Here is a 14,015-nt window from a genome sequence, read left to right as displayed (position 1 = left end):
CGTCACGCCGCGAAAAATTAGGGCTATCGGCGAACGAAAATTGACGTAAAATCACAATTATTATCACCGCAGCAACGAGAGGGAACCGTGATACCTGTAGAACGCCATCAACAAATTCTTGCGCTGGTATCCGAACGCGGCGTCGTCAGCATTGCCGAGCTGACCGAACGGCTGGGGGTGTCGCACATGACGATCCGCCGTGATTTGCAAAAACTGGAGGAACAGGGCGCGGTGCAGTCGGTCTCGGGCGGTGTGCAGGCGCCCGAGCGGGTGGCGAGCGAACCTTCGCACCAGGCCAAAGAGGGGATGTTCGGCCGGCAGAAAATCGCCATTGGCCGGCTGGCGGCACGGCAAATTCCCGCCAACAGCTGTATCTATCTGGATGCCGGCACCACCACGCTGGCGCTGGCGAAACAGATCGGTGAACGTGACGATTTGACGGTAGTGACCAACGACTTTGTCATCGCCGGCTTCCTGATCGAACACAGCCAGTGCCGAATCATCCACACCGGCGGCACCGTGTGCCGGGAAAACCGCTCCTGCGTCGGCGAAGCGGCGGCGCAGGCGCTGCGCGGTCTGTTTATCGATCTGGCGTTCATCTCCGCCTCTTCGTGGAGCATGCGCGGCCTGTCGACGCCGAACGAAGACAAGGTTATGGTGAAGAAGGCCATCGTCGAGGCCAGCCGCCGCCGCATTCTGCTCAGCGATACGTCCAAATACGGCAAGGTCGCGACCTACCTGGCGCTGCCGATCGCCGCCTTTGACGCCGTCATTACCGACGAGGGGTTGCCCGCCGCCGCGCGGGAGGCCATTGAGCAAGCGGGGATTGCATTGCTGACGGCGGGAGAAGAGGAATAAGAACGAAGCGGAATCAGGATGAAAGTTCGGTATCGATGCCACGAGCGGGCGCTTCACTGGCTTCAACGCCGCCGCGTTCACGCCATTCGCGGCGCCTTTGTTCAGCCCATTCTTCGTGGAAGGCTTGCATCTCTTTTTGATGCCGTTCCTTTATGCTCATAGGGTTTGGGTGGGATTCTGCCGTTAACAGGTGGGATTTCGATGACATATAATCCGTCCTCAATAAGCGCTTGGTTGTACAAATAATGTACGTGATGCGCGTGTTTTTTCAAGAGCGAGTCATAAATTCTGGCTAGCGCTGGCCTGAGCGGTACACTGAAAACCAATCTCGCTTGGTATTGCGCCACAAAAGTGACGATCGCCAGGCCGATGCCATTAATGAAGAGTTGTTCTCGTTCATATCGGGTGTATGCCATCCTGGTATAGGTATCAAATAAGGATCTGGTTACTTCGGCGCGGTTTTCCAATGCTCTTACATCGTACAGTTCCATGACGTAAGCATGGTCCAATACTTCCGAGGCAGGATAAGCCCCAATAAGCCATTGACGCATCCTTAACGTCGCTTTTTTAAAATCAAGGTAATACGCAGCCACGCTGCTGGCTTTTTTATAAACCGTTATTCGGTACCTATACTCCGTGACAGGTCGTGCATTGATCTCCTTAACATCAATCTCCATGATAAAATCCTTTTTACTATTATTTTTCCTATAGTTATCCCCTTTGTGACGAACAGATTATTAACCGCGACGGAGAGGCTCCTCCAGCCGCCGATGAGGCTTATGCGCAGCGCCGCGCAAAACTAAATGCCGCTGAACCAGTTGTAGCCCTGATCTTCCCAGTAGCCGCCCGGATTGACGTCGCTGACGAAGATCGCGGCGATATGTTTGGCGTTTTTGAACCCCAACTTGGTTGGCACGCGCAGCCGCAGCGGGTAGCCATAGTCCGCCGGCAGCGCCTTGCCGCCGAAATCCAGCGCCAGGATGGTCTGCGGGTGCAGCGCGGTGGCCATGTCGAGGCTGGAGTAGTAACGATCGGCGCATTTGAAGCCGACATAACCGGCATTCAGATCCGCGCCGACATGCTGCAGAAAGGTGCGCAGCGGCACGCCGCCCCATTGGCCAATGGCGCTCCACCCCTCAATGCAGATCAGGCGCGTGATTTGGTTTTGCTGCGGCAGCCGCTGCAGCTGTTCCAGCGTCCAGGGCGCTTTTTTCTCCACTTTCCCCGCGACCTCAAGCCGATAGCCGGCGAGATCGATCTCGGGGACGTTATATTCCGGGTAAAACGCGTTGAAGGGGAAAGGGTGGGTAATTTGATCGGGCCGATAAGTTTGCGCCAGCCGCTGGCGGCTGAACAGCCAGGCTTGCACCCGGTCGTTCCAGCGCGACATGGCCCACAGCACCTTATCCACCCGATCGCCGTCTTGCAGGTTGCAACCGGTAAGCATGGCGATGCCGCCCAGCGTCAGGCAGGAACGCAGCATCAGGCGGCGCTGCAGATTGACCAACTGCTTTTTTTGGTCCGGTTCCAGTTTTGGCGCGGTTGCCCGCTGCTTTTTCTCATTCATGTTTGCCACCCGTTATCATCGCCCACAGCGTTTTGGGCACGACGATCACCATGAAGACGTGGATCGCCACGAACAGACCGATGCCGGCCATGGCGAAGAAATGCACGTAGCGCGCGAAATCGAAGCCGCCAAACAGGGCGACCAATCCCTGTAGCTGAACCGGCTTCCAAATCGCCAGGCCGGACAGCACCAGCAATAGGCCCAGCGCCAGTACGCCGAGGTACATCAGTTTCTGAATGGCGTTATAGTGGCCATGCCGGTGGCGCAGGCGCAGCGTCAACGCCAGCCAGATATCCTGCCGCAGCGCGCCGATGCGAAGCGGCAACAGATCGCGGCGAAAATGACCGCTGAACAGGCTCCACAGCAGATAGCAGATGGCGTTGAGCGCCAATAGCCACATCACCGCCAAATGCCAACCAATCGCGCCGCCCAGCCAACCGCCCAGCGTCATCTGCGGCGGAAAGCGGAAATCGAACAGCGGCGAGGCGTTGTAGATTTCCCAACCGCTCATGAACATGCACACCATGGCGAACAGGTTGATCCAATGAGTGATGCGAACCGGCCAGCGATGCACCGGCGGCGACGCGTTGGTCTTCATGGCATTCCTCCGGTTACATCGGCGGCACGGTGCCGTCTTTGCCGGCGGAAATGCGGGTGGCGACGCGCTCGCCCTTTTCGTTGGCGGCGGAGAACAGCACGATGTGCACGCCCGGTTTCAGCAGGTTCAGATCGCCCGGATCCAGCGTCACGATCGGCACGTCTTCCGGCACGACAACGGTTTTCTGCTGGTTGCCGTAGGTGACGGTCAGGGTACGGCCGTTGGATTTCACCAGTTTGCCGACGGTGCCGTTAGTCATGGTGTCCACTTTGCCGTCGGCGGATTCCCAGGCAGAGTGCCCTTCGCCGGTGCCGCGCAGGCTGGCGGCGAACACGTGTACCTCCAGCGCTTTGAGCGTGCCGTCCGGCTGCGGCACGGCGGCGGTGCCGATAAAGCTGTCCGGTTTGATGTCGTCCAGCGTGGCTTTGGAGACGCTGAGCACTTTGGTCTGATCGTTCAGCTTGACGCTGAGGGTCTCGCCCTTGCGATCGGTCAGCTGCAAATTGCCGTCGGCAACCTGGCTGATGGTGCCGCGCAGCGGCGCAATCACCTTGCCCGGCGGTTGGGCGGCGGCGGCCAAGCCGCTGGACAGCAGCAAGGTGGATAACAGTAAACCGGCTATACGATGACGGGTAATCATAACGTTCTCCTGAAATGAGTTTGCCGGTTAAGCATGGTTGACCTACTGGGTCAGCGCCATGGCCGTTTAATGACATTAATGTCATCAAGTTTGTCCGCCGAAGCTGCTAGTATTTTTGCAGACGTAACGAGGTGGCGAGCATGCGAATACTGGTAGTTGAAGACGATATCGGCACAGGGGATTACCTGAAGAAAGGGCTGGGGGAAGCGGGCTACGGCGTCGATTTGGCGCGCACCGGCACCGATGGGCTGTTTCGCGCGTTGGAGCAGGATTACGATGCGATCGTGCTCGACGTGATGCTGCCGGGGCTGGACGGCTGGCAGATCATCGAGGTATTGCGCAAGAAAAGCGACGTGCCGATCCTGTTTCTCACCGCCCGCGACGGCGTACAGGATCGCATCCACGGTCTGGAGCTGGGCGCGGACGACTATCTTATCAAACCCTTTTCCTTTACCGAGCTGGTGCTGCGTTTGCGCACCTTGCTGCGCCGCGGGCCGGCGCGCGAAGCCGATCATTACGCCATCGCCGATCTGCAGTTGGACGTGTTGCGCCGCCGGGCGGTGCGCCAGGATCAGGTGATCCCGTTGACCAATAAAGAATTCATGTTGCTGCATCTGCTGGTACGGCGCGAAGGTGAAGTGCTGTCGCGCACGCAGATCGCCTCCCAGGTGTGGGACATGAATTTCGACAGCGACACTAATGTGGTTGATGTGGCGATCAAACGCCTGCGCGCCAAAATCGACCGGCCGTTCGACGTCAAGCTGATCCACAGCGTGCGCGGCATCGGCTATGTTTGCGAGCCGCGCTCGTGAACGCCCGCGCTTCACGTCGGCCGGTGTCGCTGACGCTGCGCACCGCCATGCTGTTCGCGCTGGTGGCCGCCTGCGTGGTGAGCGGGGCGGGCTGGTATCTGTTCGGCGCCATGCGTCAGGAAATGACGCTCCGCAGCGATCTGCAGGTGACCGGGCGCGTAGAGTATTTCCGCCATTTACTGGGGCAGCGCTTTCCTTTGGCGCGTCTGACGGCTAATAACGGCCTGTTCGAAAATATGCTGGGCAATGAACAGGATGTGTTGATTTTCCAAATTCCGGGGCAAAAACCGCTCATCAATGTGAATCCGGCCAGGGTGGCCCTGCCGCCGATCGCGCCGACGCCGCCCGAACAGGCGCAGACGCTGGCCGCCGTGCGCGGCGGGGAAACGGCGCAGGGGGTGCCGCTGCGCGCGGCGTCGGCAATGGTGCGCCTGGAAGACGGCAGTTTGCTGCAGATTTCCGCCGCGCACGTGATGGTCAACGAACAGAAAATGCTGGCGCGCTACCTGTGGCGCATTGTCACGGCGGTCGTTGTGGCTTTCCTGCTGATTGCGCTGCTGGGCTATGGGGTCATGCGCCGCGGATTGCGGCCGCTATGGCGCATGGCGGCGCAGGCGTCGGAGATCGCGCCCAATACATTGTCGACGCGCCTCAGTGAACAGGGGGCGCCGAAGGAGTTACAGCAATTGACCCGGGCGTTTAATGCGATGCTCGATCGGTTGAATGAAGGCTATCAGCGGCTGACGCAGTTTTCCGCCGATCTGGCCCATGAGATCCGCACCCCGGTGGGCGCGTTGATGGGCCAGTGTCAGGTGGCGCTGTATCAACCCCGCAGCGTGGAGGAGTACGAAACCCTATTGTCGAACAATATGGATGAGCTGGAGCGTATTTCGCGCATGGTGGAAAACATCCTGTTTCTGGCGCGCGCCGGTGAGGCGCAGTCCGCGCTGAACTACAGTCGTCTGGATGTGGCGGTCGAGCTGCGGCGGGTGGCGGATTACTTCGAAGGGCTGGCGGAAGAACGCGGCATCGCGCTGAACTGCGAAGGGGAAGGCGAGCTGAAGGCGGACGCGATGTTGTTCCAGCGGGCGCTGAGCAATCTGGTGGCCAACGCAGTGCGCTATGCCGATGAAAACAGCCTGATCGTATTGCGGGCTGAACGGCTCGCCGATGCCTGGTGGGTGCAGGTCATCAATCAGGGGCCGCCGATCGCGCCGGCACAGCTGGAAAAACTGTTCGATCGTTTCTACCGCGCCGATCCCGCGCGCAGCGCCGGCAGCCATGCCAGCGGCCTCGGGCTGTCTATCGTACGCGCCATCATGACGCTGCACGGCGGTGAGGTGCGCGCGCAGTGTTCCGATGGCCGAGGTTCTGCTTGCTTGACCTTTAGCCTGATATTCCCCTCATCAGTTCAATGAGCTACCGCGAATGTTTTCGCCTGTTGTGGAAAACGCGACAGGCGTCATTCGTAAGTTTTTCCTTTCATTATTGTTTCCCATCGCCTTGGCTGAACCTAAAATTTAACATTTGCGTCGCGGCAAACGCGTTAATTCATCAGGCTAATGCGGATGGACTGCGGTCTGTGATTACGCTCAACATTCACGTGTTATTATTTTTTTATTAAAATTTAGTTCTGCGGTCTTTTTTTGAGATGATTTTCCTTAAAATTGATAATTTGCGACACAAAAAACTAACTTTGTGGTTTTTGTCGCGTCAATATATCAATGAATGTGGTGATTGGTTAACCTTTGGTTATGGTTTGCAAGAAAAATCCTATATAAACGGTGGTGAGGTGACAAAGCGTATTTCGTGGCGTTAATTGAGTGGTTTTTCTTGCCTGTGCTTGGGTATTTTCGCGAATTACCTGATTAAATATTTATTTAATATTTCATTAACATTTGACGCCAAACTATAAATTATCGCTATAGTGAAAACATGTGAATAAAATGAAATATAGATTTAATGACCATATTCTCTTTGACGCAGACACCAGAACCCTTAGCCCAACAGATTTTTCTGACGATCCCATATCCATATCCAGTCCTTCCAAACGGTTGTTGCTGCTGTTGATTGCCCACCATGGCGAGGCCGTAGGGCGTGAACTGATATTCAAGAAGGTCTGGGACGATTACGGCATGGTGTCCAGCAATAATAATCTTAATCAGTGCGTCAGCAAATTGCGTCGGGTGATTAAAAACCTTGGCGTCGAGGATGAGGTCATTGTTACGGTTCCTAAAGTGGGCTTTATGTTGCGTGATGAGATTACCATCGAGTCTTATGAGGACGCGGAAGATATTCACGACGCGGAGCCTGCCGCGGCTGTGCCGGGATCTGCGCCCGCAGCGGCGGTCAATCCGGCGTCCGACACCGTCATCGACGGGGTCTCTTCTCATCTTGGTTATTCCCGCCGTGGGTGGCTGATGTTCAGCGCGATGGTTCTGGGGGGGATCCTCATGGCTATTGCTGTCACGGCCTATTTCAGCGGCTCGGGGGCCCGGCAGGAGAGTTACCTGGGAAAGTCAGGTAACTGTAAGGTTTTCATGTCGTTGCCTGATGCCTCGGCGACGGTCAACGCCAGCCTGAATCGGGATATTCTGGCTTACGCCGCGCACCAAACGGGAGAATGCAACGGCGATGAGTTTTTGCTGGTGGTGCGCAGCAATCAGGTCAGGGCTTACATTTCCGGTATTTCCCGCTTATTCCTGCTGCGCTGCAAGATCTTGCGTGAACATAAAATGGAGATCTGTTCAGGATTGGAAAGCGACAATGCCGAGTTTATTAATTGACCATTGATAGCCGCCGCCCAACGCGATTGAAGGATGGTGGATATGACAAAAATATTACAGTGTTGAAATAGAACGTTCGACTTTCATTTGGCGGGTTGCCGTGTGGCGCTTACGAGAGGTATTTCCCTTTCTCTACCGCTTTCTACCTCATTATGGTGATTATGTATGGTTAAAGCCGATTTCGGTGATGCGCTGCTATTTTTCGAACCCAGCTATTTAGTGAGAAGAGGAATGGAAGCATTTCTCGTTACCCAATCAAGTGACAGCTATTTTATCGACACCTTGAGGGAGCTGGAAGGAGTATTGAAAGAGGGAAAGCCTCGCGCGCTTATAATGGAGTTATATCATCAGAGAGAATATTTGTATGATGTATTACGGTTCGTTCTGACGGCAAAAAATGTTTGGCCGGAAATTCCCTTGGTGATTTTCACCGCGGTAGAACACCCCGGTATATTAGCGTTGTTGGCGGCAGATGCCCGCATAGCGATAGTGGCAAAGGGGGAGCCATTGCACTGCCTGAGTGACGCCATTGCGGCTGCGGGCATGTTCTCCGGCTATCGTTCCCCGCATATTCGCGCCGGCTTGGTGTATTCGGCAGCCGCATTATCTGACAGTGAATGGCGAGTTTTGGCCATGATGGTTGCTGGCGCATCCCCACGAAGCATCGCCAACGTGACCCGGAGAAGTTACAAAACCATAAGCTCCCATAAACTGAATATTATGCGAAAACTGGGTCTCAATCAGGCCGGCTTTATGCGGCTTATTCTTTCCCTGAGAACCCGGTACCCTTCCTGACACAGGGCGAGAAGCCCCCTTTTTCTCTACAGCGGCCGATCTGGATTGGCTGCTGCCCCCTGCGTAAATCCAATCAATCTTTTCCCTCACCGAACAACGCCGGCGCTGAAATTTCACACGGCCATGGGAAGGGCGAACAGAGCGTATTTGTGGTTAAACAATAACCACTCTGCAGGGGTTAAACCACAATTTGATTGTGCTTTCATCAAAGGCTTAACCCGTTTTTTAATGTGATTGATGGGGGTTAAAACATTAATGTTGGAATTTAAATCTAAATATTTGAACTTTAACAGTTAATGATTCTTTTTTGATCGGTCGGGGATATTCTTGTGGCGTCAAGCAGACTGGCTAAACGCAGTGATGCAAACGGCTGGCTGAGAATGGACGAAAGAAAGAAAACATATTCAACATTGAAGGGAGTTATACCATGAAGAAAATGACACTGGCTCTGGCGATCGTTTCCGCCTTTGCAGCGGTCAGCACTGCTCAAGCCGCCGACGTTACCGCTCAGGCGCTGGCAACCTGGTCTGCAACTGCCAAGAAAGACACCACCAGCAAACTGGTTGTGACGCCGATTGGCAGCCTGGCCTTCAACTATGCAGAAGGCATTAAGGGTTTCAACAGCCAGAAAGGCCTGTTTGACGTCACCGTGGAAGGCGACACCACGGCCACCGCTTTCAAACTGACCTCAAAATTGGTCTCCAATACGCTGACTCAGCTGGACACTTCCGGTTCTACGCTGGAAGTCGGGGTGAACTATAACGGAGCGGTGGTCGGGAAAACGGCTGAAACCACCATGATCGACACCACCGCCGGCATTTTGGGCGGCAATCTGAGCGCCCTGTCCAATGCCTACAACCAGGCCGGCCGCACCAGCGCGCAGGATCAGTTCACCTTCAGCATCATCGGCGCGACGTCAAACGGCACCACTGCCGTGACGGATTTCAGCACGCTGCCGGAAGGTATCTGGAGCGGCGACGTCAGCGTCGAGTTCAACGCGACCTGGACTTCCTAATCCCCCGAACGATTCTGCATCTGGCAGGGGGGAGACCTCCTGCTATTTATCGCTCATCAACGCCAGTGGAATACCGCAATGACACGCTTTTCTCTCGCCGTCACCCTGATGTTAATGCTGCTGCGGCCGGCTTTGGCGCTCGATGTGGGTGAGATCAGCACCTTCATGCCTGGCGACAGCGCGCGCCTGAGCAAGGAAATCAAAAACACCACCGACAGCGGCCGGCTGGTGACCATCAAGATCGAACGCATTTCCAGTCCCCTGGCCTCCGGTACGGTGATCCCGATGAGCAGCCGGAATGAAATGCTGCTGTCGCCCGCCAGCCTGATCTTGCCGGCCAACGCCAGCGATGTGATCCGCTTTTACTACAAGGGGCCGAATGATGCCCAGGAGCGTTACTACCGCATCGTTTGGTTCGATCAGGCGTTGAGCGAGGCGGGGCAAAACTCCGCTCGGCGTAATGCCGTGGCCACCACGTCGGCGCGCATCGGCACCATTTTGGTGGTGGCGCCTCGGCAGGATCGCTTCGCCTATCAGTTCGCTAACGGACGGATCAAAAACACCGGCAACGCCACGTTCAAAGTGGTGGCCTACGGCAATTGCAGGAACAAGCAAGACGGCAGCGACTGCAAGGAAAACTATTTCGTGATGCCGGGGAAGGATCGCGCCTTCAGCAAGGTTGACGTCAACGATAAAAAAGGACGCGTCGCGCTGTGGCACGGCGAACAGTTTATCCCGGTGAAGTAATGCGCGCGTTATCCACGATGGATGCAAAACAATCACGCAAGGAGTGGCATGTGAACGCTGTGCTGTTGAGAACGCTTTTGGCCGCCGGTGCGCTGGCGCTCCCGACGCTGTTGCCTGGCCGTATGGCGATGGCGGCCGGTTTGACGCAGATTAACGGCGTGCTGATCCCGCACACTTTCAGCCTGGCGTTGCGCGAGGGGATGAGTATTCCGCTGTTGTTGCATTATGAAAAGAGCGATGGCGTCAAAGACGACAGCCGCATCGGCCATGCCTTTCTCTACCTGGATCAGGACCGGCTAAAGATTCGTCGGGTGACGCTGGAGGATAACGACGACGGCGCCCGGCTGACGGCGGCGATTGCCGGCCAGCTGCAGGCTTTGCAGGATGCGCCATTCGATCGGCAGCAGCATATCCGGATCGCGGACGACGCCTGGCTGGCGCTGGATTTCCGGCAGCTCAACCTGCAGCTGGTGGTGAAAGAATCCGCGTTGGGGACGGTGCTGCGCGCTCGTTCCAGCGACATCGGCGCGTCCAGCGTGGATGCCGTAAGCAGCACGCTGGATTATAACCTCGGGGTCTACGATAACCGGGCCCGCGCCAGCGAAGGCAACACCTCCAGTTATTTATCGCTCAACAGCGTCACGGCGTTGCGTGAACACCACGTGGAGTTGAACGGTTCCATCTACGGTATCGGCAGCGGCGATGAAAACGCCACGCTGTACAAAGCGATGTTCGAGCGTGATTTCGCCGGCCGCCGTTTCGCCGCCGGCATGCTGGACAGCTGGAATCTGCAGTCGCTGGGGCCGGTCACGACCATCAACTCGAGCAAGATTTATGGCCTGTCCTACGGCAACCGCGCCAACTCGACGGTATTCGATAATTCCCAATCGCTGACGCCGATCGTGGTTTTTTTCCCCTCGGCCGGCGAGGTGCATCTGTCGCGCGACGGGCGGCTGCTCAGCGTACAAAACTTCACGATGGGCAATCATGAAGTGGACACTGGCAGTTTGCCCTACGGTATCTATGACGTGGAGGTGGAGGTCGTGGTCAACGGCAAAGTGGTCGATAAACGCATGCAGCGAGTGAATAAGCTGTTCAGCCCCAATCGCGGTGCGAATGCGCCGCTGGCCTGGCAATTCTGGGGTGGGATGCTGCGCATGGACGACTGGCGCGGCGAACGGGAGCGCCACCGCCCGGCAAAGGACTCTTATTTGCTTGGAGCTTCGGCTACCGGCAATCTGCAAACGCTTAATTGGGCGCTGTCGGGGTATTCGTTTGACGGCAACGCCGTTGGCGAGAGCCGCGTCAGCCTGCCGGTGACCGAGTCGATTCAGATCAACCTGCAAAATATGGCGGCATCCGATCGCTCCTGGAGTTTGGTCAACAGCGTCAGCGCCGCGTTGCCCGGCGGCTTCAGCAGCGTATGGATCAATCAGGAGAAAACGCAGATTGGCGATCGTCTGTTGCAAAATGACGCCTATAACCGCGCAGTTGGCGGCAGCCTTAATCTGGGGGCCCTGTGGTCTCCGCTGGGCACCCTGAGCGCCAGCTACAACGACGATAAGAAGAACGACAGTCACTATTACAACGCCGACTATTACCAGAACATCTTTACCGGCCGCTTCGGCACGCTGGGCGTCCGGGCGGGCGTGCAACGCTACAACAACGGCAGCAGCAACGCCAATACCGGCAAGTACATCGCGCTCGATTTTTCACTGCCGATGGGTAACTGGCTCAGCGCCGGCGTTTCCAATCAAAACGGTTACACCACCGCCAACCTGGCGGCGCGCAAGGACATCAAGGACGGGCCGATCCGCACCCTGGGCGCCAACCTGTCGCGGGCGATTTCCGGTGATACTCGCGGCGACAACCGCTTCAACGGTGGTGGCTATGCGCGCTTCGACACCAAGTATTCGGCTGGCACGCTCAACGTCAGCAGTTCCGCCGACGGCTACGTTAACAGCAGCCTGACCGCGAGCGGCAGCATGGGCTGGCAAGGGCGTAATATTGCCATCAGCGGCCGCAACGAAGGCAACGCCGGGATTATCTTCAATACCGGCATTGAAAACGACGGCCTGCTGACCGCACGGGTTGACGGCCGGATGGTGAAGCTGAGCGGCAATAAGAATTACCTGCCTTTGTCGCCTTACGGTCAGTACGACGTAGAGCTGATGAACAACAAAAACTCGGCGGAGAGCTTTGACATCGTCACCAGGCGCAAGAGCAAGCTCACCCTGTATCCGGGCAACGTGGCGGTGATCTCGCCGGAGATAAAACAGATGGTGACGGTGTTTGGCCGCATCAAAGCGGAGGACGGCACGCTGCTGGCCAACGCCTATATCAAGAACCATATCGGCCGCACCCGCACCGATGAGAAAGGCGAATTTATCATGGACGTCGACAAGAAATTCCCGGTTATCGATTTTACCCACGGCGGCAATCAGACATGCGAAGTGGATTTGGATCTCAGCAAGGCGCAAGGCGCCGTGTGGGTCGGCGACGTGATCTGCACCGGGCTGAAAACCTATGCAGGCAATATGTCATCCGGGGAGTCTGACCATGAGAGCTAACGTTGCGCTGTTGTTGTTGGTGCTGGTCGCCCCCGCGCTGCAGGCGGCGGTCAGCCAGACCAGCTGGCCGGATGCGGCGGTCATGAAATTTGTCTTCGTGGAGAACAACGCCGACGACAACTTTTTCGTCACGCCGGCCGGCGGGCTGGATCCGCGCATGACCGGCGCCAATAAGTGGACCGGGCTGAAATACGGCGGTTCCGGCACTGTCTATCAGCAGAGCCTGGGATACGTGGATAATGGTTACAACACGGGGCTGAATGCCAACTGGCGCTATGACATGTGGCTGGAAAATGCGCCGATAAAGAATCCGTTCCTCGGCCTGCGCTGCATCAACTGGTATGCCGGTTGCAATATGGATACCAGCTTGATTCTGCCGCAGACCACCGACGAAAAGGGATTTTACGGCGCCGTGGTCACGCCCGGCGGCGCAAAATGGATGCACGGCATGATGTCGCCGAGCTTCTATCAGTATCTGAAGCAGATGGCGGCGGGTGAAGCTTTCAGCATGCAGATCAACGGCTGCCAAACGTCGGTGGCTTACGACGCCGCGGCCGGCGGCCGCTGTCGGGATCAGGCCAGCGGCAGCTGGTACAAGCGCACCGTCAAGCACAGCAAGGCGGCCCACCTGCGCTTTATCAATACCAATGCCGTATCGGAGGTGTTCGTCAACAGCGATGGGGTGCCGATCATCGGCGAGGGCAATGCCGATTGCAAGAACCAGACCATCGGCGCCCGCTCAGGCATCATGTGCAAGATGGTCAGCTACGATTTGCAGACCGACGGCAGCGTGAGCAATACCTCGATTCATATTTTCCCGGCGATTAACCATGCGGCGCTGTCCTCAGCGGTGAACGCCGCCGATCTGCAGTTCAGTCTGAACGGCAACACCTGGAAAAACACGTCGGGCACCGGCAGCTACTATACGTTTAACGAGCTGAAGAGCAGCAACGCCGTCTATGTGTTCTTCTCCAGTAACTTCTTCAAACAGATGGTCGCGCTGGGGATTTCCGACAGCGGCACTCGTGATCTGATCAATTTCCGTTTTCAGAACACCACCTCGCCGGAGTCGGGATGGTATGAGTTTTCCACTTCAAACCAGCTGATTATCAAGCCGCGCGATTTCAGCATCAGCATTATTTCCGATGATTACGACAACAGCCCACACCGTGAAGGTTATGTCGGCCCGGCGGAGCCGGCGCTGGAGTTCGGCTACTTCGTGACCACCAGCGGCAAAACCGCCGCCGATCAGGTGAGGGTGATGGCGACCGGGCCGACTCAGGCGATCAACGGGGTGAACTATTGCCTCTTTTCTTCGGCGGATAACAGTACCCAGGTGCCGTTCCCCGCCACCCTCGGCATCACCACCAGCACCAACGGCCAGCAGAGCTTCGCCGCCGGCTGCGATGGCCAGTGGCACGACATGACCAATGCGCTCTGGAGCAGCACGCCGTGGAATGATATCTCCGGTGAAGTGGGTGTGCTGAACAAGACCCGCGTGACCTTTAGCATTCCGATGAACAATCCGATCTCGCTGAGAACCGTCGACGGCAACGGTTGGTATGGCGACGTCAGCGCCGCCGGTGAAATTCATGTCGAAGCCACCTGGCGCAACATCAATTGAGGG

13 protein-coding genes are annotated in these 14,015 nt (G+C 56.8%); 9 read left to right on the top strand and 4 right to left on the bottom strand.

Going from position 1 to position 14,015, the window contains the following annotated elements; translation table 11 throughout:
• Positions 1–87 precede the first annotated feature (87 nt).
• Positions 88–858 (top strand): DNA-binding transcriptional repressor YgbI, encoded by a 771-nt coding sequence (gene ygbI / locus ACJ8IJ_RS08895; protein WP_171453619.1) that lies wholly within the window; start codon positions 88–90, stop codon positions 856–858.
• 101 nt (positions 859–959) lie between these two features.
• Here ygbI and ACJ8IJ_RS08890 read toward each other — a convergent pair whose 3' ends face one another.
• The 4 genes from ACJ8IJ_RS08890 to ACJ8IJ_RS08875 all read right to left on the bottom strand — a co-directional run bounded on the left by ACJ8IJ_RS08890 (position 960) and on the right by ACJ8IJ_RS08875 (position 3,663).
• Positions 960–1,535 (bottom strand): hypothetical protein, encoded by a 576-nt coding sequence (locus ACJ8IJ_RS08890; RefSeq protein WP_004939176.1) that lies wholly within the window; start codon positions 1,533–1,535, stop codon positions 960–962.
• Positions 1,536–1,657: 122 nt separating this feature from the next.
• A complete protein-coding gene (locus ACJ8IJ_RS08885; protein ID WP_442518541.1) occupies positions 1,658–2,425 on the bottom strand; it encodes a molybdopterin-dependent oxidoreductase in 768 nt (255 codons plus the stop codon).
• Positions 2,418–3,023, bottom strand: coding sequence for a cytochrome b/b6 domain-containing protein (locus ACJ8IJ_RS08880; protein ID WP_275095608.1), 606 nt, complete (start codon positions 3,021–3,023; stop codon positions 2,418–2,420). The genes ACJ8IJ_RS08885 and ACJ8IJ_RS08880 overlap by 8 nt, the downstream gene beginning before the upstream one ends.
• A gap of 13 nt (positions 3,024–3,036) precedes the next feature.
• On the bottom strand, positions 3,037–3,663 hold the full coding sequence (locus ACJ8IJ_RS08875; protein ID WP_275095609.1) for a hypothetical protein: 627 nt from the start codon (positions 3,661–3,663) through the stop codon (positions 3,037–3,039).
• Between the two features lie 140 nt (positions 3,664–3,803).
• Between ACJ8IJ_RS08875 and ACJ8IJ_RS08870 the strand changes: the two genes are divergently transcribed.
• The 8 genes from ACJ8IJ_RS08870 to ecpD all read left to right on the top strand — a co-directional run bounded on the left by ACJ8IJ_RS08870 (position 3,804) and on the right by ecpD (position 14,012).
• Entirely contained in the window at positions 3,804–4,475 is a 672-nt protein-coding gene (locus ACJ8IJ_RS08870; RefSeq protein WP_021504273.1) for a heavy metal response regulator transcription factor, read from the top strand.
• Complete coding sequence (locus tag ACJ8IJ_RS08865; protein WP_442518540.1) at positions 4,472–5,893, top strand: heavy metal sensor histidine kinase; 1,422 nt, start codon at positions 4,472–4,474, stop codon at positions 5,891–5,893. Before ACJ8IJ_RS08870 ends, ACJ8IJ_RS08865 begins: the two co-directional genes overlap by 4 nt.
• Positions 5,894–6,421: 528 nt before the next feature.
• Positions 6,422–7,261, top strand: coding sequence for a winged helix-turn-helix domain-containing protein (locus tag ACJ8IJ_RS08860; RefSeq protein WP_004939153.1), 840 nt, complete (start codon positions 6,422–6,424; stop codon positions 7,259–7,261).
• 165 nt (positions 7,262–7,426) lie between these two features.
• Positions 7,427–8,056, top strand: coding sequence for a helix-turn-helix transcriptional regulator (locus ACJ8IJ_RS08855; RefSeq protein ID WP_131164484.1), 630 nt, complete (start codon positions 7,427–7,429; stop codon positions 8,054–8,056).
• A 427-nt stretch (positions 8,057–8,483) separates the two neighbouring features.
• Positions 8,484–9,071: a common pilus major fimbrillin subunit EcpA gene (gene ecpA, locus ACJ8IJ_RS08850; RefSeq protein WP_004939148.1), complete on the top strand. Its 588-nt coding sequence runs from the start codon at positions 8,484–8,486 to the stop codon at positions 9,069–9,071.
• A 78-nt stretch (positions 9,072–9,149) separates the two neighbouring features.
• Positions 9,150–9,818 carry a hypothetical protein gene (locus tag ACJ8IJ_RS08845; RefSeq protein ID WP_440484018.1) on the top strand — a complete coding sequence of 223 codons (669 nt, stop codon included), beginning with the start codon at positions 9,150–9,152 and terminating at the stop codon, positions 9,816–9,818.
• 50 nt (positions 9,819–9,868) lie between these two features.
• The gene (locus ACJ8IJ_RS08840; RefSeq protein ID WP_280630772.1) at positions 9,869–12,388 is read left to right on the top strand and encodes a CS1-pili formation C-terminal domain-containing protein; all 2,520 of its coding nucleotides are present in this window, start codon (positions 9,869–9,871) and stop codon (positions 12,386–12,388) included.
• A complete protein-coding gene (ecpD, locus tag ACJ8IJ_RS08835) occupies positions 12,378–14,012 on the top strand; it encodes a fimbrial adhesin EcpD (protein ID WP_442518539.1) in 1,635 nt (544 codons plus the stop codon). Before ACJ8IJ_RS08840 ends, ecpD begins: the two co-directional genes overlap by 11 nt.
• The last annotated feature ends 3 nt before the right edge of the window (positions 14,013–14,015 follow it).

It is taken from the genome of Serratia sp. CY40230 (assembly GCF_052168835.1).
Taxonomy (GTDB): Bacteria; Pseudomonadota; Gammaproteobacteria; order Enterobacterales; family Enterobacteriaceae; genus Serratia; species Serratia nematodiphila.
Note: the sequence above shows the minus strand (reverse complement) of the source record. Positions and strands in the feature narration are given on the sequence as shown.